Source organism: Pseudoduganella albidiflava (genome assembly GCF_004322755.1).
In the GTDB taxonomy this organism is placed as follows: domain Bacteria; phylum Pseudomonadota; class Gammaproteobacteria; order Burkholderiales; family Burkholderiaceae_D; genus Rugamonas; species Rugamonas albidiflava.
In genome coordinates this window covers 6962919-6982488 of sequence record NZ_CP036401.1, presented here as the reverse complement: position 1 = coordinate 6982488, position 19570 = coordinate 6962919, and the positions used below count along the sequence as shown (strand labels likewise).

Genomic DNA, 19570 nt, shown 5'->3' with positions numbered 1-19570 from the left:
ATCACTGGCGGTCGACCACCACGCGCGGAACGATGGGCGCCTGCATGACCTGGGCGATCAGGTAGCGCGCCGCGATGTCGCCGGGATTGTGATAGGTGCTTGGCTCGTCGAGGCGCATGACGAGGCAGTCGCCGGCGGCGAGGTCCCAGCGGCTGGTGCCGACGGTGATTTCCATCCGCCCCTCGATCATCCACAGTTGCCGGTCGATGTCCTGCGACGAGGTTTCATAGGCCACCCGCGCGCCAGCCGGGAAGGTGATCTCGACCATCTGGATCAGCGACGGCACCGTAGGCGAAAGAGTGCGGCGCACGTAGCCCGAACCCGGGTCGGTCCAGACCGGTTGCTCATCGGCGCGCGCGATCGGCGACGTCGCGTCGACCGGCCGCTCGAACAGCGAAGCCACCGGCACGCCGAGGGCGGCGGCCAGCTTGTCGAGCACCGTCGCGGTGGCGCTGCTTTCACCGCGTTCGATCAGGGAGATGTTCGACCGGCTCACGCCGCTGTGTTCGGCCAGCACCGCGAGGGTCATGCCGCGGGCGCTGCGCAGTTCGCGCAGGCGGTGGGCGATGATTTGATTGATATCCATGGGGCGCGAGTATACAGCCACACCACACGCCCGGCCGGCCCCGCAGCCGTACCGCGATCGATCCCGCGCCCGGCTAGAATACCGCCATGCCCCGCAAATCTCCGATCTTCCCCGGGCCCCGCACCGCGCGCGGCGCCGTCCTTGCCGTCCTGCTCTCCAACGCCGACCAGGCCGGCGCCGAACCACTGCGCGGCCGTGTCACGCTGGCGGCCATCGTGCGCGCGCTCAAGCGCAAGTACCACTGGCCGATCGACACGACGAGCTTCCCGTCCAACGCCGCCGATGGCCGCGCCACCTGGGCCACGGTGTACAGCCTGCCGCCCGACGTCATCGATGCCGCGCTGGACGAGAAGGGGCGGGACTGGCTGAAGGCGGCATCGTAGGAAGTGTCGTCAGGGTTCATGAAGGATTCATGAAGGACTAGTCGGAGAGCTCGCCAGAGCACTTGTCATCAAAGCAAGACTGTGACAGCATTGCCGCCGCTTCCACCACCTTTTGAAGGGAACATGATGACACCGCACCGGCTGGCCTTTGCAGCAGCACTCCTCCTTGCAGGCGCCGCGCACGCCCAGGTCGTCGAGCAGGCGCCCGGTACGTTCACCGCGCCGGGACAATCGGCCACGCAAGCCCTGTTCGACAAGGCTTACCGGCCCTATCCCCATGCCTATGGCGGGAACGAGGCGGCCAGCCCCAACGACAAGGTATTCCAGGAGCGTTTCAGGCGCGACCCGAGGCTGCTCGGCGGCTACCAGCTGACGCCGAACCTGGCCATCGAGGCGGGTTACGTGTACCTGCTGGACCGGGGCTTCCACCGTATCGATGCGTTCGAGCCGGACAACGCGCTGGGCAGCCTGAGCACCAGCAACTTCAGCAGCCACCTGGCGCTCAAGTACTCGCTGCCACTGACCGGCAGGCTGACTGCCTTCGGCAAGGTGGGCGTCGCCCACAGCGTGATGACCCCGAGCCTGAATGCGGTGGCGCTGGACAAGGCCTATGACACCGACAAGCCGGCACGCAAGAAGGAAGCCGACAGGGGCCGCTACCTGGGCGTGGGCGCGCAGTACAAGCTGAGCGACAAGGCATCGATCGACGCGCAGTATGGCAGCCACGGCGAGTCTGCCGGCAAGTGGGGCAAGGCCGCCAACTCCACCGGCGCCAGGGCCAACCTCAAGATCGGCTTCTGACGGCGCGCGCCGGATCAGCGGCGGTGCTTCTCGAAGAACCGCCAGATCGCTTCGTTCGCATCGAGATCGCGGCTGGTTTTCCCGATCGGCAGCCCGACGTTGAACGGGTCCGCACCGGGCCACGTGTGGCCGCCTTCCCGGATCGTGGCCAGCGCCACGCTCTGCTGCCCGTTGCCGGCCTCGATCCATGTCACGCTCGTTCCGTCGCCGGCATCCGTATCGATGACGCGGCGGCTTGCACCATCCGCCCCATCCTCGGCACGGATGCCGTTCCGCTTCAGCCAGTAGCCATACGTGTCTTCCGCCGACAGGTAGCCGGCCGGCTTGCCGGCGTACGCCACCACCTCGTCGGCGGTGCCGTGCACCAGCAGCATGCCGACCCGGCCGGGATTCGCATGGTGCTGCACCACCGGTTCCGGCATCGGCGCGCCGACCGGGGCCACCGCGGCGAACAGGTGCGGCAGTTCCGCCGCGACGCGCAGCGCGAAGAAGCCGCCGCGCGACAGGCCGGTGGCGTACACCCGCCGCGGGTCGACCCGGTAATCGGCCTTCAGCTTGTCCAGCAGTGCCGCCGTAAAGCCGATGTCGTCGGTGCCTTCGAGGTAGGACATGCCGAAACCGACGTTCCAGTCGCCCTTGATGCCGGCCGGGTAGACGACGATGAAGCCGTGCCGGTCGGCCGTGCGGTTCATCTGCGTGTACAGCATCTGTTCGGCCATTGTCATGCCGCCGCCATGGAAGTTGAAGACCACAGGGAAAGCCTGGCTCGGCGCGGCCGCATACGCAGGCGGCGTGTAGACCAGGTAGCGGCGTTTTTCCTCCTTGTGGACGAGCGATTTCACCTGCGCGAACGCGGGAGCGGCGGTGCAGGCGAGGACGATGAGGCTGAGCAGGATCTTCATGGGGCGTACGGTGTGGGTTGACCAGTACGCAGCATAGGAAGCCGGCGGTGAAATCGTGGTGAATTCCGGCCGGTTTCCATCACCGGCGCAGCGGCACGATGTCCACGCGGTAGCTGGCGGCGGCGGCGTGGAAGCCGATCTCCCAGCCCATGGCGGTGGCGATCCGCCGCAGCAGGTCCTGGCCGTGCTGGAAACCCTGCATCGTGCCCGCGCGGCCCGGCTCGACCGCGTTGCCGATGCTGAGTACCCCGCCCTGCGCACCCGGCCCGAAGGCTATCCGCAAGCCCGGCGCGCCGTGGAAGCGGGCATTGCCCAGGCAGTTATCGATGAGCAGCCTGGCCAGGTGGCGGTTACCGGTCACGTCCAGCCGGTCGGGCAGGTCGAGCACCAGCCCTTCACTGTCCCAGCCGCCGTCCACCAGCCGCAGCAGGCTTTCCTCGATGGCGCCGCGCAGGTCGAACGATTCACGGGCGATGTGCTCCGCGCGCGCCAGGGCGAACAGCACGTCGATGGTGTGGCCGATGTCCTCGAGGCCGGCCCGCAGCTGCGCCACCTCCTCCGTGCCGAGCGGCCGCGGGCCTGCCTGGCCGAGGACATTGTTCATCACCGTGAGAGGGGTGCGCAATTCATGGCTGACGTCGCGCGTGAAGGCGTGCTCGCGCCGCAGCGCCGCGTGCAGCCCGGCGATCGTGGTGCCGAGCTTGTCGGCCAGGTAGCCGATTTCATCCGGGCGCCGCCTTGCGCTGAAGGCGACGGTACCCTCCGGTGTCACATTGCGCACTTCCCGCGCCAGCTCGAGCAAGGGAGATACGAGCCGCCTGGCCAGCAGCCACGCCAGCAGCAGCGCCAGCGCGACCAGCCCGAGGGCAACGACGATCACGACACCGCCGACATCCTCGATCAGCTTGGCCACCACCAGCAGCGGCCCCACGTCGGCCAGCAGGTAGATGCGCTGCGAGCCATGCGCGCCCTGCAGGTCGAGCGCGCGGAAGTGGTAGTGCCGGCCCGTGCCGGCGAAGATCTCGGCGCGCGCCTTGCCGGCGGCCTGCACGCGCACTTCCGGCGGCAGCGTAGCGGTGCCGCGGTGGATGCCGATGAAATCGTGGGCCGGTGCCCGGACCTCGCCGTGCGCATGGAAATGCGCCGCGATGGCGGCCGACTCGCGCTCCAGCAGCCGGTCGACCAGCATGTCTTCCGTCACGTAGGCAATCACCAGCGCCAGTCCCGTATAGACCGCGCAGATCAGCACCGTGAAGCCGGCCAGCGCGGCGAACAGGCTATGCCGGATCGACCTGGCCATCGCTTGCAGTATTGCCTGACTCACTGCCTGACTCACTGCCTGACTCAGTGCCTGCCGCATTGCTTGCCGCATCGATTACCTCATCGGCCTGCAGCCGGTAGCCGAGCTGCGGGATGGTCACGATCGCGTGCGGCGCCCCGGCCAGTTCCAGCTGCCGGCGCAGCGCATAGACATGCGACTTGAGGGCATCGCTGTCCGGCGGATCGGCGCCCCACAGCTCGTGGATCAGCGCCGACCGCGACACGGCACGCGGAAAGGCGGTACACAGCATCAGCAGGATCTTGAAGCCGGCCTGCGTCAGCGCGACCGGTGCGCCGTTGCAGAGCGCCCGCCGCTCCCTCGGCAGCAGCACCAGCGACCCCACGCGCAGTTCCTGGCCGATGTGCAGCTGCCCGCGCCGCGCCAGCGCTTCGCAGCGCAGCGCCACCTCGCGCAAGTCGAACGGCTTGGTCACGTAATCGTCGGCGCCGCCATGGAAGCCGCGCGCCTTGTCCTCGAACGCATCGCGGGCGGTCAGCATCAGCACCGGCACATTGCGCGGCGCGCGCGCCTTAATGGCACGGCAGACCTCGAAGCCGTCGATGTCGGGCAGGTTCAGGTCGAGCAGGACCACGTCGTAGGATTCGCGCGTGGCGAGCTCGATGGCCAGCGCGCCGGTGGCCGCATGGTCCGCCTGCCACTGCAGGCCATCGAGGAACTGCACGATCTGGCGGGCGATCGCCGGGTGGTCTTCGACGACCAGGATACAGAGGGCGCTGCGGTTCATCGTGCTGTCGGGTCGCTGTGGGTGCCCGCCAGTATAGCCGGCCGCTCAGCCTTCCTGGCGGCCGCCCGCCGCGCGGTCATGCCGGTAGCGTTTCGCCAGCGGGAATGCCGGCAGCCAGGGCTCGCGGCGGATCGTCCACAGTTCATAGGTGGGCTGGAACTGGCCGGGCGCATCGAGCGCGCCGAGGTTCACCTCGATTTCATCGGCGCTGCGGGAGAAGACCGACGAGCCGCAGCGCGGGCAGAAGTGCCTGCCGGCGTAGTCGCGCGTCTCGCCTTCGATCGCCACGGCATCCTGGGGAAAGATGGCCGAGGCGTGGAACAGCGCGCCGTGGTGCTTGCGGCAATCGAGGCAGTGGCAGATGCCCACGCGGTACGGCGCGCCGGTCGCCACGATGCGCACGCTGCCGCACAGGCAGCCGCCCCTCACCTGCTCCATCACCTGCTCCATGCCTGGCCTGCCGTGATCAGCCACGGCGGCTCAACAGCCGCGCGGCGAGCGCCACGCCGACCACCGCCGCGCCCACCGCCAGAGCCGTGTTGCGCTGTCCGCCGTGGCGGCGCTGGCCGCCATGAATGCCGCTGGCGTCGGGCGCCGGCGTGTACATGGTGCCGACAGTATCCCTGGCCGGTTCCGCACGCCTGGACCACCGGTCCATGAAGCGTTTCATCAGCAGGTTGGTGAGCGGCGCCGCGAACTGGCCCAGCTTCAGCATGGTCTCGGGCATGCCGATCACGGTCGTGGCGCGCGGTTGCCGCGCCAGCTTGACCACGGCGTTCGCCACGGTTTCAGGCGCCAGCGCGCCGGGCGGATACGTCAGCCTGGCGCCCGTGTAGTTACCGGCATGGAAGATCGCCGGGGTATCGACGAAGGTGGGATAGACGTCGCAGATGTGGATGTCCGGATGGTCGTGCATTTCGCCGCGCAGTGCCGCGCTGAAGCCGCGCAGGCCGAACTTGCTGGCCGAGTAGGCCGCGGCATAGGGCGAGGTGATGTAGCCGCCCAGCGAGATCATGTTGACCCAGATGCCGTGGCCCTGGTGCACGAAGACTGGCAGCACGGCATGCGCCTCGTTCATGTGGCTGACGAGATTGGTCTCGACCACCTGCCGGTGGTCGGCCATCGGCACGTCCAGGTATTTGCCGACCACGCCGATGCCGACATCGCTGAACCACAAATCGATCCCGCCCAGCGCGGCGCGCGCCGCTGCCGCGAACGTCGCGACCGCGCCGGCATCGGTGACATCGACGATGCCGATTTCCGCCTGCCCGCCCGCTTCCCTGCAGCGGGTGGCGATATCCTCGAGACCCTCCCTGCCACGGGCACCCAGGACCAGGTACGCGCCCTGCCTGGCGAATGCCACCGCCGTCGCGGCGCCGATGCCGCTCGATGCGCCCGTGATAACGACGCGTAATGAGTTCTGCTTCATGCTGACCACCTTTCAACGGATGAAGGAGTCGAGCAAGTTACCCCATCCGCTTTGCGCGCGGCGCAGCGGTCGGCCCGCACGGCCGGCGCGAACGGGACCCGGCGTGGAAAAGCCGGCAGTGCACGCGCATGGCCATCGCATGAATGATCTCCAAAGCCATCGATCACGTGCTCCGTGATACAGCGCGACGATAACGGCCGAACATCGAAGTTTCCGTGCAAAAACGCTCAACCATGCTGCCTCGCGGCTTCCGGAAGGCGCAATCACCGGAAAGGGCCATCGACAAGCGGGCAATTGTTCAGCTATTATTGCGAGTGATTCTCATTTAGATTCTCATTTCGTTCCCACACCACAGGAGTAGTCAATGTTTTCCGATCGCGCAGCCAGCCCCGCCCCGCACCCGTCCCGCCAGCCTTCACGTGGGCGCCGGACGCGGCTGACGATGCTGTGCGCGAGCCTGTCGGTGGCCTATCCGCTGGCCTTGCATGCGGCGGAAGATCCCGCGGCGGAAGCCGTGGACGCGGCAGCCACGATGCAGACCGTCACCGTCACGGGCACGGCCGACAACAATACGGAAAACACGGGCTCCCTCGCCAGCCGCAAGGCCAGCGTGATGAAAGGCTTCGAATCGGTCCGCGACATTCCGCAGCCGGTGACGGTGATCACCCGCCAGTTGCTGGACGACCGCAACCTGCTCGACCTGCACGACGTGCTGCAGAACACGCCCGGCGTGTCGGTCGACTACACGGACAGCGAGCGCGTGTCGTACCACTCGCGCGGCTACCAGATCGATGCGCTGCAGGTCGATGGCATCACGATCAACCAGAGCGGTTCTCACTTCGTGCAGCCGGATACGGCCGTGCTGGACCGCGTGGAAGTGCTGCGCGGCGCCTCGGGCATGCTGCGCGGGTCGGGCAACCCGTCGGCCACCGTGAACATGGTGCGCAAGCGGCCCACGCGGGAATTCCAGCTGTCCGGCGCGGCCACGGTGGGGCGCTGGGACCGCCATCGCGTGGAAGGCGATATCTCCGGGGCGCTGAACGCTTCCGGCTCGCTGCGCGGCCGCGCCGTGGTGGTGGCGGACGAGAAGGAATTCTTCCAGAAGGCCAAGCAGGAAAAGCGCGAAGTGCTGTACGGCGTGGTCGAATACGACCTGGCCCCGTCCACCACGGTCACCGCGAGCCTGCAGCACACGGACCTGGATGCCACCGGCGCCTGGGGCGGCATGCCGGGCAACTTCGACGGTTCGCCGCTGTACCTGCCGCGCGATACCTACCTGGGCGTGGACTGGAACCGCTGGAACCGCTACAACGACATCGCCCTTGCCGAGATCGAGCACCGTTTCGCCAATGGCTGGACCGCGAAAGCCAGCGTGGCCTGGGTGCACCTGGCGCTGAAGGACGCCGGCTTCAAGCAGTCGTATTTCACGCGCGTGGCCGGCGCCACCAACCCCTACATGTTCAGCGTGGCGTCGGCGCAGTACACGGGTGCCGAGAGCACGCAGAAGGTATTGAACCTGGTGGCCAACGGCCCGTTCACGCTGTTCGGCCGCAAGCACGAGCTGATCGTCGGTGGTGAAGCGCTGCGCACCGAGGCGATCGACAGCTGGGGCCAGGGCAACCTGTACCCGCAAGTGGTGGACATCCGCACCTTCGACCCCTACACCACGTATGCCGAGCGCGACGTGGCCACGCCGGGCAGCGCCAATCCGAACTACACGCGCCAGAAGGGCGTGTTCGGCACGGCGCGGCTGTCCGTCACCGATCCGCTGACGCTGCTGGTGGGCGGGCGCCTGTCGTGGTGGGAATATGCCGTGCCGCGCACGCCGGCCAGCAACTACAAGATCGAGCGCGAAGCCACGCCGTTCGCCGGCCTCGTTTATGACTTCAACCAGAACGTCAACGCCTACCTGAGCTACACGGAAATCTTCACGCCGCAAAACGTGAAGGATGTGAACGGCAACATCCTGCAGCCGGTCCGCGGCGAGGACTACGAAGCCGGCGTGAAGGGCGACTTCTTCGGTGGCAAACTGACGGCATCGGCCGGCATCTTCCGCATCACCAACGAAGGCAAGGCGGTCGAGGATCTCGCCTCGAGCAATCCCTGCCTGCCGCACTACATTGCCGGCTTCTGCCGCGTGGCCGGCGGCAAGACGCAAAGCAAGGGCTGGGAACTGGAGATGGCCGGCGAGATCCTGCCGGGCTGGCAGGTGCAGGCGGGCTATACGAACACCCGCACCAAATACATCACCGACACCAACAGCGCCAATACCGGCCTGCCGCTGCGCAGCATCGATCCGCGCCACAAGCTGAACCTGTTCTCCAGCTACCGCTTCGAAGGCGCGCTGGCCGGCCTGACGGTGGGCGGCGGCGTGCGCACGCAGGATGGCAGCTACGTGACCGCCAGCGGCCTGACGACGCGCCAGGGCGGCTATTCGATCTTCAACGCGATGGCCGGCTACAGGTTCAACGAGCGTTACTCGGTGCAGCTGAACGTGGACAACCTGTTCGACAAGACGTACTACAAGAAATTCGCGCCCACCAACATCAGCTACTACTACGGCGATCCGCGCTACGTATCGCTGACGCTGCGCACCAGCCTGTAAGCGCGCGCCGTCACAGCGCCTGGCCGCCGGACACCTCGATCCGCTGGCCCGTCACCCAGCGGTTGCCGGGCGACAGCAGGCTGGCGATCATCGGTCCGATGTCGTCGGCCACGCCGACCCGGCCCAGTGCCGTCATCTGCGCCAGTGTGCGGTTCAGGTCGGGATTGTCACGCACCGCGCCACCGCCGAAATCGGTCTCGATGGCACCCGGCGCCACGGTGTTGACGGCGATGCCGCGGCTGCCGAATTCCTTGGCCATGTAGCGGGTCATCACTTCCACCGCTCCCTTCATCGCCGCATACGCGGCATAGCCCGGGAAGGTGAGGCGCGTCAGTCCGGACGACAGGTTGACGATCCGGCCGCCGTCGGCCAGCAGCGGCAGCAGTGCGCTGGTGAGGAAGAATACGCCCTTGAAATGCACGTCGACCAGGCGGTCGAACTGCGCCTCGGTGGTGTCGGCCAGCGGCGCGAATTCGCCGTGGCCGGCGTTGTTGACGAGGTGGTCGAACGTGTCGCGCTGCCACGTGTCGCGCAGGGCGCCGCGCAGCGTTTCCGCGAACGCCGGGAAGGATGCGATATCGCCGCTGTCGAGCCGGAACGCCAGCGCCTTGCGGCCCAGCGCTTCGATGTCGGCCACGACCGCCTGCGCTTCCTCGGCGCGGCTCTGGTAAGTCAGGATGACGTCGCCGCCCTGGCGGGCGATGCTGAGGGCGGTGTTGCGGCCGAGGCCGCGGCTGGCGCCGGTGACGAGGGAAATGGTGGTCATGCTGGGCTCCTTGGACAAAAGCTGGTTGGGAGACGCCATGATGCGGCCGCCGGCCGGCCGGAAATTTCCCGAATCCCCGGCGTTTTTGCCTGATCCTCCAAACGGCGTGGCGAAACGCCGGTTTCCGGTTACATTGGCGGCATGACGACCCTGCTCGACGCCGTGCGCCGCCACGCCGACCTCCATACGGATGCCAGCGGTCTCGGCATTTCCCCCATTCCCGGCCTGATGACCGTGCGCGCGTTCGCGCCCAGCGGCTTGCAGCACGCCATCGCCAGGCCGATCGTCTGCCTGGTGGTGCAGGGCAGCAAGAACGTGACGATGGGCACCACGTCGGTGGACTTCAGCGCCGGCGAGTCCCTGCTGATCACGGCCGACGTGCCGATCGTCAGCCAGGTCACCCGGGCCAGCCTGGCGGCCCCTTACCTGTCGCTGGTGCTGGAACTGGACCCGGCGCTGATCGCCGAACTGGGCGTGCAGATGGGCGCGGCGCCCGAAGAGACCCACGCGCCGGTGCGCGTCGACACCACCGATGCCGAAGTGGCGGATGCGGCGCTGCGGCTGCTGCGCCTGCTGGAGCGGCCCGCCGCCGTGCCCGTACTGCATGCCCAGCTGGTGCGCGAACTGCATTACTGGCTGCTGGCGGGGCGGCACGGTGCCGCGCTGCGGCGCCTGGGCTGGCCGAACGGGCCGGCACAGCGCGTGGCGCGCGCGGTCGCATTGCTGCGCAAGGATTTCACCCGCACGCTGCCGGTCGAGCGGCTGGCGGATGTCGCGGGCATGAGCCTTTCCTCCTTCCACCAGCATTTCCGTGCGGTGACGTCGCTGTCGCCGCTGCAATTCCAGAAGCAGCTCCGGCTGATCGAGGCGCGCCGGCTGATGCTGGCCGAAGGTGCTTCCGCCAGCAGCGCCGCCTTCGCCGTCGGCTATGAAAGCGTGCCGCAGTTCACGCGCGAGTACGGGCGGCTGTTCGGCACCACGCCGGTGCGCGATGCCCGGACAGCACGGGAGCGCCTCGCCCCGGCATAGGCCGGCATGGGAAGCTGCGCAGGCGTGCGCCGCGAGCACGATTGGCGCGGCGATTGGTGTTGCAGCCGGATTCGACATAGTATGGTCACTGCCGCGTGTCACTGCCGCGTATTGCTGCTGCCGCGTAGCGCCGCTGCTGCTTATTACAGCTGCGTACTGCTGCTGCGTACTGCAGCTGGGTACTGCTGCTGCGATTACTGCTGCATCACCACTCATCCTCTTATTCATTCGCTTCCGGCCGCCGATCATGACGAGCGAGCATCAGCCATCCGCAACCCCACCGGACCCGGACCAGAAGCCGGAGCTGTCGTTCGGCCAGCTGCTTTACCGCTTCCTGTTCTTCGACTGGCTGTTCCGCGACGTGAATGCGGCGCGCGACCTGTACGAACGCCACGCCGCCCGCCAGCACAACCAGCGCATGAGCCGCTACCTGCCCGTCTACCTGCGCCGCTGGTCGGTGCTGGCGGCATTCGATTTCTGCCTGGGCATCCTGTTCGAGAAGGTGGTGCAGGCCACGCTGCTGTCGGCCTGGTTCTTCACGTGGTCGTGCGTGACCGTGACCGGCATGGTCGTCATCACGGTGGCCTGGCTGTTCCTGGCGTTTGCGCGCATGCCCTGATTGCCCCGGCGCGCTGGCGAATGCTAGAGTGAAGCTCTCGCCGATCCGGGAGCCCCCCATGCGCAGCTTCACCAACGGTAGCCGCTCCGCCAGCAACTCCGCCAGCAACTCCGCCAGCAACTCCACTATCAACTCCACCAGCCGGTCCGCCATCCTGGTCAACCTCGCGCTGGCCCTGGCGGGCGGTTTCGCGATGCGCCAGGCTTTCGGCCTGGAGCCGGTGTGGTGGTTGGCCTGGATCGCGCCCGCGCCGCTGCTGGTGGCGGCCTTGCGCAGCGGTACCGGCGCGGCGCGGCTGCTGGTCCTGGCGGCGTCGCTGATCGCCACCAGCGGGCCGTTCTCCTATTTCGCGCTGCTGATGCCCGTGCCCCCCGCCGTGCTGGTCACCGTGCTGCTGGCCCTGACCTGGACGCTGGTGATCCTGCTGGCACGGCGCGCGATGCTGCGTACCGCCTCGCCGTGGGCCGTGCTGGCGTATCCGCTGCTGTGGTGCGCGGTGGATACGCTGATGGCCACCCTGCACCCGGACGGCAACTGGAGCAGCCTGGCGTACTCGCAGGCCGGTTTCGCGCCGGCCGTGCAGGTCGTGTCGCTGGCCGGGGTTGCCGGGCTGGTGTTCGGCCTGTCGCTGGTACCGTCGGCGATCGCCTTCGCGGTGACGCGCGGCTGGCGCGCGGCACGGGTGCCCGCCCTCGCCACGGTGGCGGTGGTGGCCGCCATCTTCGCGTTCGGCTACACGCGCATCCCCGCGGCGGCGCCGGCCGGCGGCGAGCTGGTGGGCCTGGTGTCGATCGACGACTTCATCGGCCCGCGCGTGCCGGCCGCGCACGCCGAGCGCATCTGGGCGCAATACGAACGCCACGTGGCCGCGCTGGCCGCGCAGGGCGCGCGCATCGTGGTGCTGCCGGAAAAGATCGCGGTGCTGGCGCCGGATGCCGCCGCGCCGCTGTCACGGCGCCTCGCCACGCTGGCCGCGCGCCATCGCCTGTGGCTGGTCGTGGGCATCGGCACCGACGACGGCGGCCGCAAGCACAACCTGGCCTGGCTGTTCGGGCCCGATGGCCGGCTGGGCGCCAGCTACCTGAAACACCACATGGCGCCGCCGGAGCGCGAATTCCTGCCCGGCGCCGCCTACGACGTGCGCACCATCGGCGGTACCGCCTACGGGCTGGCGATCTGCAAGGACATGCACTTCGCCGGCATGGGCCGGGCCTATGGCCAGCGCGGCGCGCAGGCGATGCTGGTGCCGGCCTGGGATTTCGGGCTCGATGCCTGGTATGCCGCCAGGCTGTCCGCGCTGCGTGGCGTCGAGAGCGGGTTTGCAATGGTGCGCGTGGCGCGCGACGGGCTGCTGACCGTCACGGATGCCTACGGCCGCGTAAGCGCCGAAGCCCGTTCGGCGCCGCTGCCCGGCGCGACCCTGCTGGCGGCCTTGCCGGCGCAGCGCATCGGCACGCTGTACGCGCGCACCGGCGATGCCTTCGGCTGGCTGTGCACGGCGGCCGCCGCGCTGATGCTGCTGCGGTGGCTGTGGCTGTGGCTCGATCGGCGGCGGCGCCCGGTTCAGGCCGGGAACGAAAAGCCCGCCGGATACGCGTGAAAGCCGTCGAAATCGGCTTTACCCACCGGTACGCCGGCCTGCCGCGCGATGGCGTACGCCATGCTGTAGTGGAAAAAGAAGTTGGGCAGGCCGTACAGCAGGAAGTAATCGGGCCCGTTGAAATGCAGTTCGGCAAACCCCGCCACCGTGTCCACCTGCCGTGCGGCGAGGTCGTCGAACGCCGCGGCGGGCAGCGCGTCCAGGTAGGCGATGGTGCTGGCCAGCTCGCGCCGCACACCTTCCAGCGTGAATTCCTCGCCCTCGAACGACACGATGTCCCGGCCCGCCAGCGGGCAGCTGACGCGCAGCGTGAAGCCGATGGCGGTGCGCGCCTGCTGCAGCAGCGGCGCCATGCCGGGGTGCAGCCGGTTGGCGGCCACCGCCGGATCGAAGGCGGCCACGTGCTGCAACAGCTGGTCCAGGTGATCCAGGTAATGCAGGAAAACGCGGGTCGGCAACATCATGCGGCAGGCTCCTGTTTGCTGGGATGGCAATGACGGGTATCATAGTCGATAGCGCCGCCGGGCCATCACCGGCGGTGACCGAAAACGGCTTCTTCCGGCTTCTTCCGGCTTCTTCCGGATTTTTCCGGATTGTTCCATTACTGCTTGTTCCCATTGCCGCCATGCGCCGCTGGATCCTCATCATGCTGCTGCTGATCTACCCGTTCCAGGTTGCCCTGGCGATGGCGGACCGCTGCTGCCTGACGACACCGCAGGGCGTGACGCATCACGCGAGCGCGGCGCAGCCGGATGCACAACCGGTGGCGCTGGCAGTGGACGACCACGGCAGCGCCAGCGATCCGCACTGCGCCGCCTGCGTGTTCGTGCACACGATCAGCGTTCCTCCCACCATCGCCATGCTGCCGGCCATGTACGGCACCGTGCCAGCATCGTCTTCCGCCAGCCACTGGCTGGCTTCGCATAGCCCCGGCCGTCCCGAACGGCCGCAGTGGCAGCCTGCCGCCGTCCAGTAGCGCAGGCATTCGGCACGCCTGATCCGATCCCCTCATCAGGAGCATCCATGTTCATCCAGCCCGGACGACGATTCGTCCCGGCCGTGGTGCTGGCCCTCGCCTGCGGCATTGCCGCGGCGGGGGAGCCGGCCACGGTCATTCCGCTCGACCTGCCGGCCGCCATCGCGCTGGCGGCCGAGCGCCATCCCGCCCTGCGCGCCGCGGCCCACGAGGCCAGCGCCAGCGCGGCCGCCGTGGAGCAGGCCGGCCGCCTGCCCAACCCCGAACTGGCGTACCTGCGCGAAGGCCACCGCGCGGGCAGCCGCACCACCACCGTGCAGGTCAGCCAGCCGCTCGAACTGGGCGGCAAGAGGAAGGCCCGCATCGCCGTCGCGCAAGGCGCGTTCGACCTGGCTGCCAGCGAGCACGCGCTGCGCCGCCAGGCCCTGCGCGCCGACGTCATCGACGCCTTTTATACGGCCCTGATCGCCGGGGAGCGCGTGCAGCTCGCCCAGGCAACGGTGGAGCTGGCCGGCAAGGGCCTGCAAGCCGCCGACGGCCGGGTCGCCGCCGGCAAGGTCTCGCCGGTGGAAGCCAGCAAGGCGCGCGTGGCACATGCCGATGCCCGCGCCGAACTGGCACGCGCGGCGGCGGACCTGGTGATCGCCCGCAATGCGCTGGGCGCGCTGGTCGGCGAGCCGCTCGAGGCGCGCGAGCTGGCCGGTGGCGCGGTGGACGCGCTGCCGCCGGTCGAAGCGCTGCCGGCGCTGTTGCAGCGGGCCGCCGTTGCGCTGTCCGTACGCCGCGCGCGCCAGCAGTTGACGTACCGGCAGGCACAGGCCGATGCGGAACGCGCGGCGCGCATGCCCGACGTGACGCTCACCATCGGCAGCCAGCGCGACGACCAGCTGGCGCACCGCCAGGCCGTGGTCGGGCTGGCCATCCCGCTGCCGCTTTTCGACCGCAATGGCGGCAACCTGGCAGCGGCCGTCGCCCGCACGGACGGTGCGCGGGCCGAACTGGAAGCGGCCGAACTGGCGGCGCATACCGGCCTCGCGGCCGCCCACCTGCGCTATGGCCAGGCGCGCGGCGAAGCCCTGCTGCTGGCGCAGGACGTGGTGCCCGAAGCGCGCAATGTGCACGCTCTCACCCTGAAGGGTTTCGAGTACGGCAAGTTCACCTTCCTCGACGTACTCGATGCGCAGCGCACCTATTTCCAGGCCCGCGCCCGGCAGTGGCAGGCCATGCTCGACGCGTGGCGCGCCCACGCCGACATCGAGCGCCTGGCCGGCCCGGCACAATCAGACTAAGAGACCGACATGACAAGAAAACAGATACTGGCGATCGCGCTGATGTGCGTCGCCGCCGCCTTGCTGGCCGCGCTGATGCTGTGGCGCCAGCCGGCCGGCACCGATGCGCATGGCCATGGCGGGCAGCAAGAACACGCCAACAATGAACATGCCAACAATGAACACGCCGACGATGGCAAGCACGAGGAACACGGGGAGCACAAGGAACACGAGGATTCGCACGGCCACGATGACCGCCATGCCGACACGGCGCCGCCGGCAGCACCCTCGGATGCGATCGCGATGAGCGAGGCGCAGATCAAGGCCAATGGCATCGCCATCGATGCCGCACAGCCGGCCGCCATCCGCGAGATGCTGCACCTGCCGGCGCAGGTGCGTGCCGATGCGGAGCGCACCGTCGCCATCGCGGCACCGGCACGCGGCATGGTGCAATCGGTGCCCGTTTCGCCCGGCAGCGTGGTGCGCAAGGGCGATGCCCTGGTGACGCTGCAAAGTCCGGAAGTGGCGCAATGGCGCGCCGAAGCCGCGGCCGCCGCGCAACGGCTGCAACTGGCGCGCACGGTGGCGGAACGCGAACGCAAGTTATGGGATGAGCGCATCTCGGCCCGGCAAGACCTCGACACCGCCCAGGCCACGCTGGGTGAAGCGCAGGTGCAGGCCGATGCCGCACGCCAGCGCCTGGCCGCCCTCGGTATCGCCGCGTCGGGCGGTGCCAGCGTCACCCTCCGCGCACCGCTGTCCGGCGTGGTGATCGACCGGCCCGCCGTTGCCGGCATGGCGTCGGACGGCACGCAGCCGCTGTTGACCATTGCCGACCTGGACCGGGTGTGGATCGAAGCCGCCGTGCCGTCCGGCAGCCTGGCGCAGGTGGAACCGGGCATGCCGGCGACGGTGACGGCGGCCGCGCTGGCCGACGCGGTGCAGGGCACCGTGTCGTTCGTCGGGCCGGTGCTGGGCGAAGCCACGCGGATGGCGACCGCCCGCGTCACGCTGGCCAATCCCGGCATGCGGCTGCGGCCGGGCATGCTGGCCACCGTCGACCTGCTCGGGCCGAAGGGCGATGCCGCCGTGACCGTGGCGGCTGATGCCGTGCAGACGATCCATGAACGCAGCGTAGTGTTCGTGCGCACTCCCGGCGGCTTCGAGGCGCGCACCGTCACCCTCGGGCGGTCGGACGGGCGGCGCACGGAAATCGTCAAGGGGCTGGCGGCCGGCACGCGCTACGCCGCGGCCGGCAGCTACCTGCTGAAGGCCGATCTCGGCAAGGCCGAAGCCGAGCACGATCACTAAGGGGCCGCCATGTATGCACAACTGATTGCCGCGGTCATCGCGCGGCGCTGGCTGGTCGTGTGCGCGGTGCTGTGCCTGGCCGCGCTCGGCCTGTACAGCTATCAAAAGCTGCCGATCGACGCGGTGCCGGACATCACCAACGTGCAGGTGCAGATCAACGCGCCGGCGCACGGCTACTCGCCGCTGGAAGTGGAGCAGCGCATCACGTTCCCGATCGAAACGGTGATGAACGGCTTGCCGGGACTGGAAGGCACGCGGTCGCTGTCGAAGTACGGCCTGTCGCAGGTGACGGTGGTGTTCCGCGACGGTACCGACATCTATTTTGCCCGCCAGCTCGTCAATGAACGGCTGCAGCAGGCCCGCTCCGGCTTGCCGCCGGGCGTGGAGCCGTCGCTGGGGCCGATCGCCACGGGGCTCGGCGAAATCTTCTACTGGACGGTGGAGGCCAGGGATGGCGCCCGCAAGCCCGATGGCACGCCGTACACGCCGACCGACCTGCGCGAGATCCAGGACTGGGTGGTGGCGCCGCAGCTGCGCGGCGTGCCCGGCGTTACGGAGGTCAACACGATCGGCGGCTACGAGAAGGAATTCCAGGTGGCGCCAGACATGGACCGGCTGGCGGCGCATGGCCTGAGCCTCGCGCAACTGATGACGGCGCTCGAACGCAACAACGGCAATGCCGGTGCCGGCTATATCGAGCGCGGCGGCGAACAGTTCGTGGTGCGCACGCCGGGCCAGCTGCGCACGCTAGAAGAAATCCGCAACATCGTGCTCGACGTGGTGCAGGGTGCGCCGATCCGCGTGCGCGACGTGGCCGACGTGGAAACGGGCCGCGAGCTGCGCACCGGCGCCGCCACGGAAAATGGCCGTGAAGTGGTGCTGGGCGCCGTGTTCATGCTGATCGGCGAAAACAGCCGCAGCGTGGCCGACGCGGCGCGGCACCGGCTGGAAGACATCAACCGCTCGCTGCCCGCCGGCGTGCAGGCCTTGCCCGTCTATGACCGCTCGGTGCTCGTCAACAAGGCCATCGGCACGGTGCGCACCAACCTGGCCGAAGGCGCGCTGCTGGTGATCGCGATCCTGTTCCTCTTCCTCTGCAACCTGCGCGCGGCGCTGATCACGGCCATGGTGATCCCGCTGACGATGCTGATGGTGTTTACCGGCATGGTGCAGGCAGGGGTCAGCGCCAACCTGATGAGCCTGGGCGCGCTGGATTTCGGCATCATCATCGATGGTGCCGTGGTGATCGTGGAAAACTGCATCCGGCGGCTGGCCCACGCGCAGGTCGCGGCGGGCAGGCCACTGACGCGTGGCGAACGCTTCGCCGAGGTGGCCGCCGCCGCCGCCGAGGCGCGCCGCCCGCTGCTGTTCGGCCAGCTGATCATCATGACGGTCTACCTGCCGATCTTCGCGCTGACCGGCATCGAGGGCCGCATGTTCCATCCGATGGCCGTGACGGTGGTGATGGCGCTGGTGGCGGCGATGGTGCTGTCGGTAACGTTCGTGCCGGCCGCCGTGGCGCTGTTCGTGACAAAACCCGTGGCCGAACGCGACAGCCGCATCATGGTCAAGGCGCGAGACTGGTATGCCCCGGTGCTCGACTGGGTGCTGCGCAACCGTCCGGTGGCCCTGACGTTCGCCGTGCTGGCCGTGCTGCTGTCGGGGTTGCTGGCGACGCGGCTGGGCACCGAGTTCGCGCCGAACCTGGACGAGGGCGACCTGGCCGTGCTGACCATGCGCATCCCCGGCACCAGCCTGCAGCAATCGGTGCGCATGCAGCAGCAACTGGAAAAATCCCTGCTGCAGCAGTTTCCCGAGATCGAGCGCATGTTCGCCCGCATCGGCACCTCGGAAGTGGCGACCGACCCGATGCCGCCGAACGCGGCGGACAGCTACATCATGCTGCGCCCCGAGAAGGAATGGCCCGCGCCGCGCAAGTCGCACGCCGAGCTGGTGGCGGCGATCACCGCGGCGGCCCAGCGCATCCCCGGCAACAACTACGAGTTCTCGCAACCGATCCAGCTGCGTTTCAACGAACTCATTTCCGGCGTGCGCAGCGACGTGGCCGTGAAGGTGTTCGGCGACGACCCGGAAGCGATGCAGGCCGCGGCCCGGCAGGTGGCGCAGCGCCTGCAGAAGCTGCCCGGCGCCGCCGAGGTGAAGGTCGAGCAGACCGAAGGCTTGCCGGCGCTGGCCTTGCAGGTCGACCGCATCAAGGCGGCACGCTATGGCCTGAACGTGGCGGACGTGCAGGAAGCCTTCGGCACGCTGGTGGGCGGGCGCGACGTGGGCCTGGTCTTCGAAGGCGACCGCCGCTTCGCGATCACGGTGCGCCTGCCGGAGGGCTTGCGCAACGACGTGGACACGCTGCGCCAGCTGCCGATCGCGCTGCCGGCCGCCTCTTCCTCGAACAATGGCCGCGCGTCCAGCATCCCGCTGTCCGAGATCGCCACGCTGGCGTTCGTGCCCGAGGCCAACCAGGTCAGCCGCGAGAACGGCAAGCGCCGCGTGGTGGTCACGGCCAATGTGCGCGGCCGCGATCTGGGCTCCTTCGTGGCGGACCTGAAGGGTGAGCTGAAGGGCGTGAAACTGCCGGCCGGCACCTGGCTGACCCTGGGCGGACAGTTCGAGAACCTGGAGAAGGCCGCGCAGCGGCTGGCCATCGTGGTGCCGCTGGCGCTGGCGATCGTCTTCGTGCTGCTGTACCTGATGTTCAACAGCCTGCACGACGGCCTGCTGGTCTTTACCGGCATTCCGTTCGCGATGACGGGCGGCGTGCTGGCCCTGTGGCTGCGCGGCATGCCTCTGTCGATCTCGGCGGCGATCGGCTTCATCGCCCTGTCCGGCGTGGCGGTGCTGAACGGTCTCGTCATGCTGTCGTTCGTCAGGGTGCTGCGTGAACAGGGCCACTCGCCGGAACAGGCGATCCGCGAAGGCGCGCAGGGCCGGCTGCGGGCGGTGCTGATGACGGCGCTCGTCGCGTCGCTGGGCTTCCTGCCGATGGCGCTGGCCACCAGCACGGGCGCCGAGGTGCAGCGGCCGCTGGCGACGGTGGTCATCGGTGGCATCCTGTCGTCGACGGCGCTGACGCTGCTGATCTTGCCGGCGCTGTACACGTGGCGCCGGAACGAGGAGGAGAAAACGGAACCGGTTACCTCCCGGAATTGAATCTCCCCTGATCGCCGATCCCCCTAAAATAATCCGCCACCGACATGACATGCGTTCAGGA

Annotated in this window: 18 protein-coding genes; 10 read left to right on the top strand and 8 right to left on the bottom strand. The window is 68.7% G+C overall.

Translation table 11 applies throughout. From position 1 onward, the window contains the following. Position 1: 1 nt before the first annotated feature. Entirely contained in the window at positions 2-586 is a 585-nt protein-coding gene (locus EYF70_RS29025) for a helix-turn-helix domain-containing protein (RefSeq protein WP_131148472.1), read from the bottom strand. A gap of 86 nt (positions 587-672) precedes the next feature. Here EYF70_RS29025 and EYF70_RS29020 point away from each other — a divergent pair, with 86 nt between their 5' ends. Together EYF70_RS29020 and EYF70_RS29015 are read left to right on the top strand one after the other, a co-directional pair. Then, the gene (locus tag EYF70_RS29020) at positions 673-969 is read left to right on the top strand and encodes a hypothetical protein (RefSeq protein WP_131148471.1); all 297 of its coding nucleotides are present in this window, start codon (positions 673-675) and stop codon (positions 967-969) included. A gap of 123 nt (positions 970-1092) precedes the next feature. Continuing rightward, positions 1093-1770, top strand: a complete 678-nt coding sequence (locus EYF70_RS29015) for an outer membrane beta-barrel protein (RefSeq protein WP_131148470.1) — start codon at positions 1093-1095, stop codon at positions 1768-1770. Positions 1771-1784: 14 nt separating this feature from the next. Here EYF70_RS29015 and EYF70_RS29010 read toward each other — a convergent pair whose 3' ends face one another. The 5 genes from EYF70_RS29010 to EYF70_RS28990 form a co-directional block, all read right to left on the bottom strand. Next, a complete protein-coding gene (locus EYF70_RS29010) occupies positions 1785-2672 on the bottom strand; it encodes an extracellular catalytic domain type 1 short-chain-length polyhydroxyalkanoate depolymerase (RefSeq protein ID WP_131148469.1) in 888 nt (295 codons plus the stop codon). A gap of 79 nt (positions 2673-2751) precedes the next feature. Beyond that, on the bottom strand, positions 2752-3972 hold the full coding sequence (locus EYF70_RS29005; RefSeq protein WP_131148468.1) for a sensor histidine kinase: 1221 nt from the start codon (positions 3970-3972) through the stop codon (positions 2752-2754). Next, positions 3950-4738 carry a response regulator transcription factor gene (locus EYF70_RS29000; RefSeq protein ID WP_131148467.1) on the bottom strand — a complete coding sequence of 263 codons (789 nt, stop codon included), beginning with the start codon at positions 4736-4738 and terminating at the stop codon, positions 3950-3952. The genes EYF70_RS29005 and EYF70_RS29000 overlap by 23 nt, the downstream gene beginning before the upstream one ends. 45 nt (positions 4739-4783) lie before the next feature. Then, positions 4784-5176 carry a GFA family protein gene (locus tag EYF70_RS28995; protein WP_131148466.1) on the bottom strand — a complete coding sequence of 131 codons (393 nt, stop codon included), beginning with the start codon at positions 5174-5176 and terminating at the stop codon, positions 4784-4786. Between the two features lie 28 nt (positions 5177-5204). Next, on the bottom strand, positions 5205-6167 hold the full coding sequence (locus tag EYF70_RS28990) for an SDR family oxidoreductase (RefSeq protein ID WP_131148465.1): 963 nt from the start codon (positions 6165-6167) through the stop codon (positions 5205-5207). A 364-nt stretch (positions 6168-6531) separates the two neighbouring features. Here EYF70_RS28990 and EYF70_RS28985 point away from each other — a divergent pair, with 364 nt between their 5' ends. Beyond that, positions 6532-8772: a TonB-dependent siderophore receptor gene (locus tag EYF70_RS28985; RefSeq protein WP_131148464.1), complete on the top strand. Its 2241-nt coding sequence runs from the start codon at positions 6532-6534 to the stop codon at positions 8770-8772. 10 nt (positions 8773-8782) lie between these two features. Here EYF70_RS28985 and EYF70_RS28980 read toward each other — a convergent pair whose 3' ends face one another. After that, on the bottom strand, positions 8783-9538 hold the full coding sequence (locus tag EYF70_RS28980) for an SDR family NAD(P)-dependent oxidoreductase (protein WP_131148463.1): 756 nt from the start codon (positions 9536-9538) through the stop codon (positions 8783-8785). 141 nt (positions 9539-9679) lie between these two features. Between EYF70_RS28980 and EYF70_RS28975 the strand changes: the two genes are divergently transcribed. The 3 genes from EYF70_RS28975 (at position 9680) to EYF70_RS28965 (ending at position 12786) form a co-directional block, all read left to right on the top strand. Further along, the gene (locus EYF70_RS28975) at positions 9680-10567 is read left to right on the top strand and encodes an AraC family transcriptional regulator (RefSeq protein ID WP_131148462.1); all 888 of its coding nucleotides are present in this window, start codon (positions 9680-9682) and stop codon (positions 10565-10567) included. 247 nt (positions 10568-10814) lie between these two features. Continuing rightward, a complete protein-coding gene (locus EYF70_RS28970; protein WP_131148461.1) occupies positions 10815-11186 on the top strand; it encodes a hypothetical protein in 372 nt (123 codons plus the stop codon). Between the two features lie 58 nt (positions 11187-11244). Beyond that, positions 11245-12786 carry a nitrilase-related carbon-nitrogen hydrolase gene (locus EYF70_RS28965; protein WP_131148460.1) on the top strand — a complete coding sequence of 514 codons (1542 nt, stop codon included), beginning with the start codon at positions 11245-11247 and terminating at the stop codon, positions 12784-12786. On the opposite strand, the gene EYF70_RS28960 is transcribed toward EYF70_RS28965, so the two are convergent. Then, entirely contained in the window at positions 12750-13250 is a 501-nt protein-coding gene (locus tag EYF70_RS28960; RefSeq protein WP_131148459.1) for a DUF1993 family protein, read from the bottom strand. The two genes, EYF70_RS28965 and EYF70_RS28960, sit on opposite strands and share 37 nt — an antisense overlap. A 182-nt stretch (positions 13251-13432) precedes the next feature. On the opposite strand from EYF70_RS28960, the gene EYF70_RS28955 reads away from it, so the two are divergent. The 4 genes from EYF70_RS28955 to EYF70_RS28940 are packed head-to-tail and all read left to right on the top strand — an operon-like array spanning position 13433 to position 19509. Next, positions 13433-13762 (top strand): hypothetical protein, encoded by a 330-nt coding sequence (locus EYF70_RS28955; RefSeq protein ID WP_131148458.1) that lies wholly within the window; start codon positions 13433-13435, stop codon positions 13760-13762. 47 nt (positions 13763-13809) lie between these two features. Next, positions 13810-15051, top strand: coding sequence for a TolC family protein (locus EYF70_RS28950; protein WP_131148457.1), 1242 nt, complete (start codon positions 13810-13812; stop codon positions 15049-15051). A gap of 9 nt (positions 15052-15060) precedes the next feature. Continuing rightward, positions 15061-16341 (top strand): efflux RND transporter periplasmic adaptor subunit, encoded by a 1281-nt coding sequence (locus tag EYF70_RS28945; RefSeq protein ID WP_131148456.1) that lies wholly within the window; start codon positions 15061-15063, stop codon positions 16339-16341. A 9-nt stretch (positions 16342-16350) separates the two neighbouring features. After that, positions 16351-19509 (top strand): efflux RND transporter permease subunit, encoded by a 3159-nt coding sequence (locus EYF70_RS28940; protein ID WP_131148455.1) that lies wholly within the window; start codon positions 16351-16353, stop codon positions 19507-19509. Positions 19510-19570: the final 61 nt, after the last annotated feature.

Coding starts and splice junctions, on each gene's coding strand:
- EYF70_RS28980 (WP_131148463.1), bottom strand. CDS start 9,538: ATGACCACCATTTCCCTCGTCACCGGCGCCAGCCGCGGCCTCGGCCGC.
- EYF70_RS28970 (WP_131148461.1), top strand. CDS start 10,815: ATGACGAGCGAGCATCAGCCATCCGCAACCCCACCGGACCCGGACCAG.
- EYF70_RS29025 (WP_131148472.1), bottom strand. CDS start 586: ATGGATATCAATCAAATCATCGCCCACCGCCTGCGCGAACTGCGCAGC.
- EYF70_RS28965 (WP_131148460.1), top strand. CDS start 11,245: ATGCGCAGCTTCACCAACGGTAGCCGCTCCGCCAGCAACTCCGCCAGC.
- EYF70_RS28995 (WP_131148466.1), bottom strand. CDS start 5,176: ATGGAGCAGGTGAGGGGCGGCTGCCTGTGCGGCAGCGTGCGCATCGTG.
- EYF70_RS28945 (WP_131148456.1), top strand. CDS start 15,061: ATGACAAGAAAACAGATACTGGCGATCGCGCTGATGTGCGTCGCCGCC.
- EYF70_RS28985 (WP_131148464.1), top strand. CDS start 6,532: ATGTTTTCCGATCGCGCAGCCAGCCCCGCCCCGCACCCGTCCCGCCAG.
- EYF70_RS28950 (WP_131148457.1), top strand. CDS start 13,810: ATGTTCATCCAGCCCGGACGACGATTCGTCCCGGCCGTGGTGCTGGCC.
- EYF70_RS28940 (WP_131148455.1), top strand. CDS start 16,351: ATGTATGCACAACTGATTGCCGCGGTCATCGCGCGGCGCTGGCTGGTC.
- EYF70_RS28955 (WP_131148458.1), top strand. CDS start 13,433: ATGCTGCTGCTGATCTACCCGTTCCAGGTTGCCCTGGCGATGGCGGAC.
- EYF70_RS29005 (WP_131148468.1), bottom strand. CDS start 3,972: ATGGCCAGGTCGATCCGGCATAGCCTGTTCGCCGCGCTGGCCGGCTTC.
- EYF70_RS29015 (WP_131148470.1), top strand. CDS start 1,093: ATGATGACACCGCACCGGCTGGCCTTTGCAGCAGCACTCCTCCTTGCA.
- EYF70_RS29000 (WP_131148467.1), bottom strand. CDS start 4,738: ATGAACCGCAGCGCCCTCTGTATCCTGGTCGTCGAAGACCACCCGGCG.
- EYF70_RS28960 (WP_131148459.1), bottom strand. CDS start 13,250: ATGATGTTGCCGACCCGCGTTTTCCTGCATTACCTGGATCACCTGGAC.
- EYF70_RS28975 (WP_131148462.1), top strand. CDS start 9,680: ATGACGACCCTGCTCGACGCCGTGCGCCGCCACGCCGACCTCCATACG.
- EYF70_RS29020 (WP_131148471.1), top strand. CDS start 673: ATGCCCCGCAAATCTCCGATCTTCCCCGGGCCCCGCACCGCGCGCGGC.
- EYF70_RS29010 (WP_131148469.1), bottom strand. CDS start 2,672: ATGAAGATCCTGCTCAGCCTCATCGTCCTCGCCTGCACCGCCGCTCCC.
- EYF70_RS28990 (WP_131148465.1), bottom strand. CDS start 6,167: ATGAAGCAGAACTCATTACGCGTCGTTATCACGGGCGCATCGAGCGGC.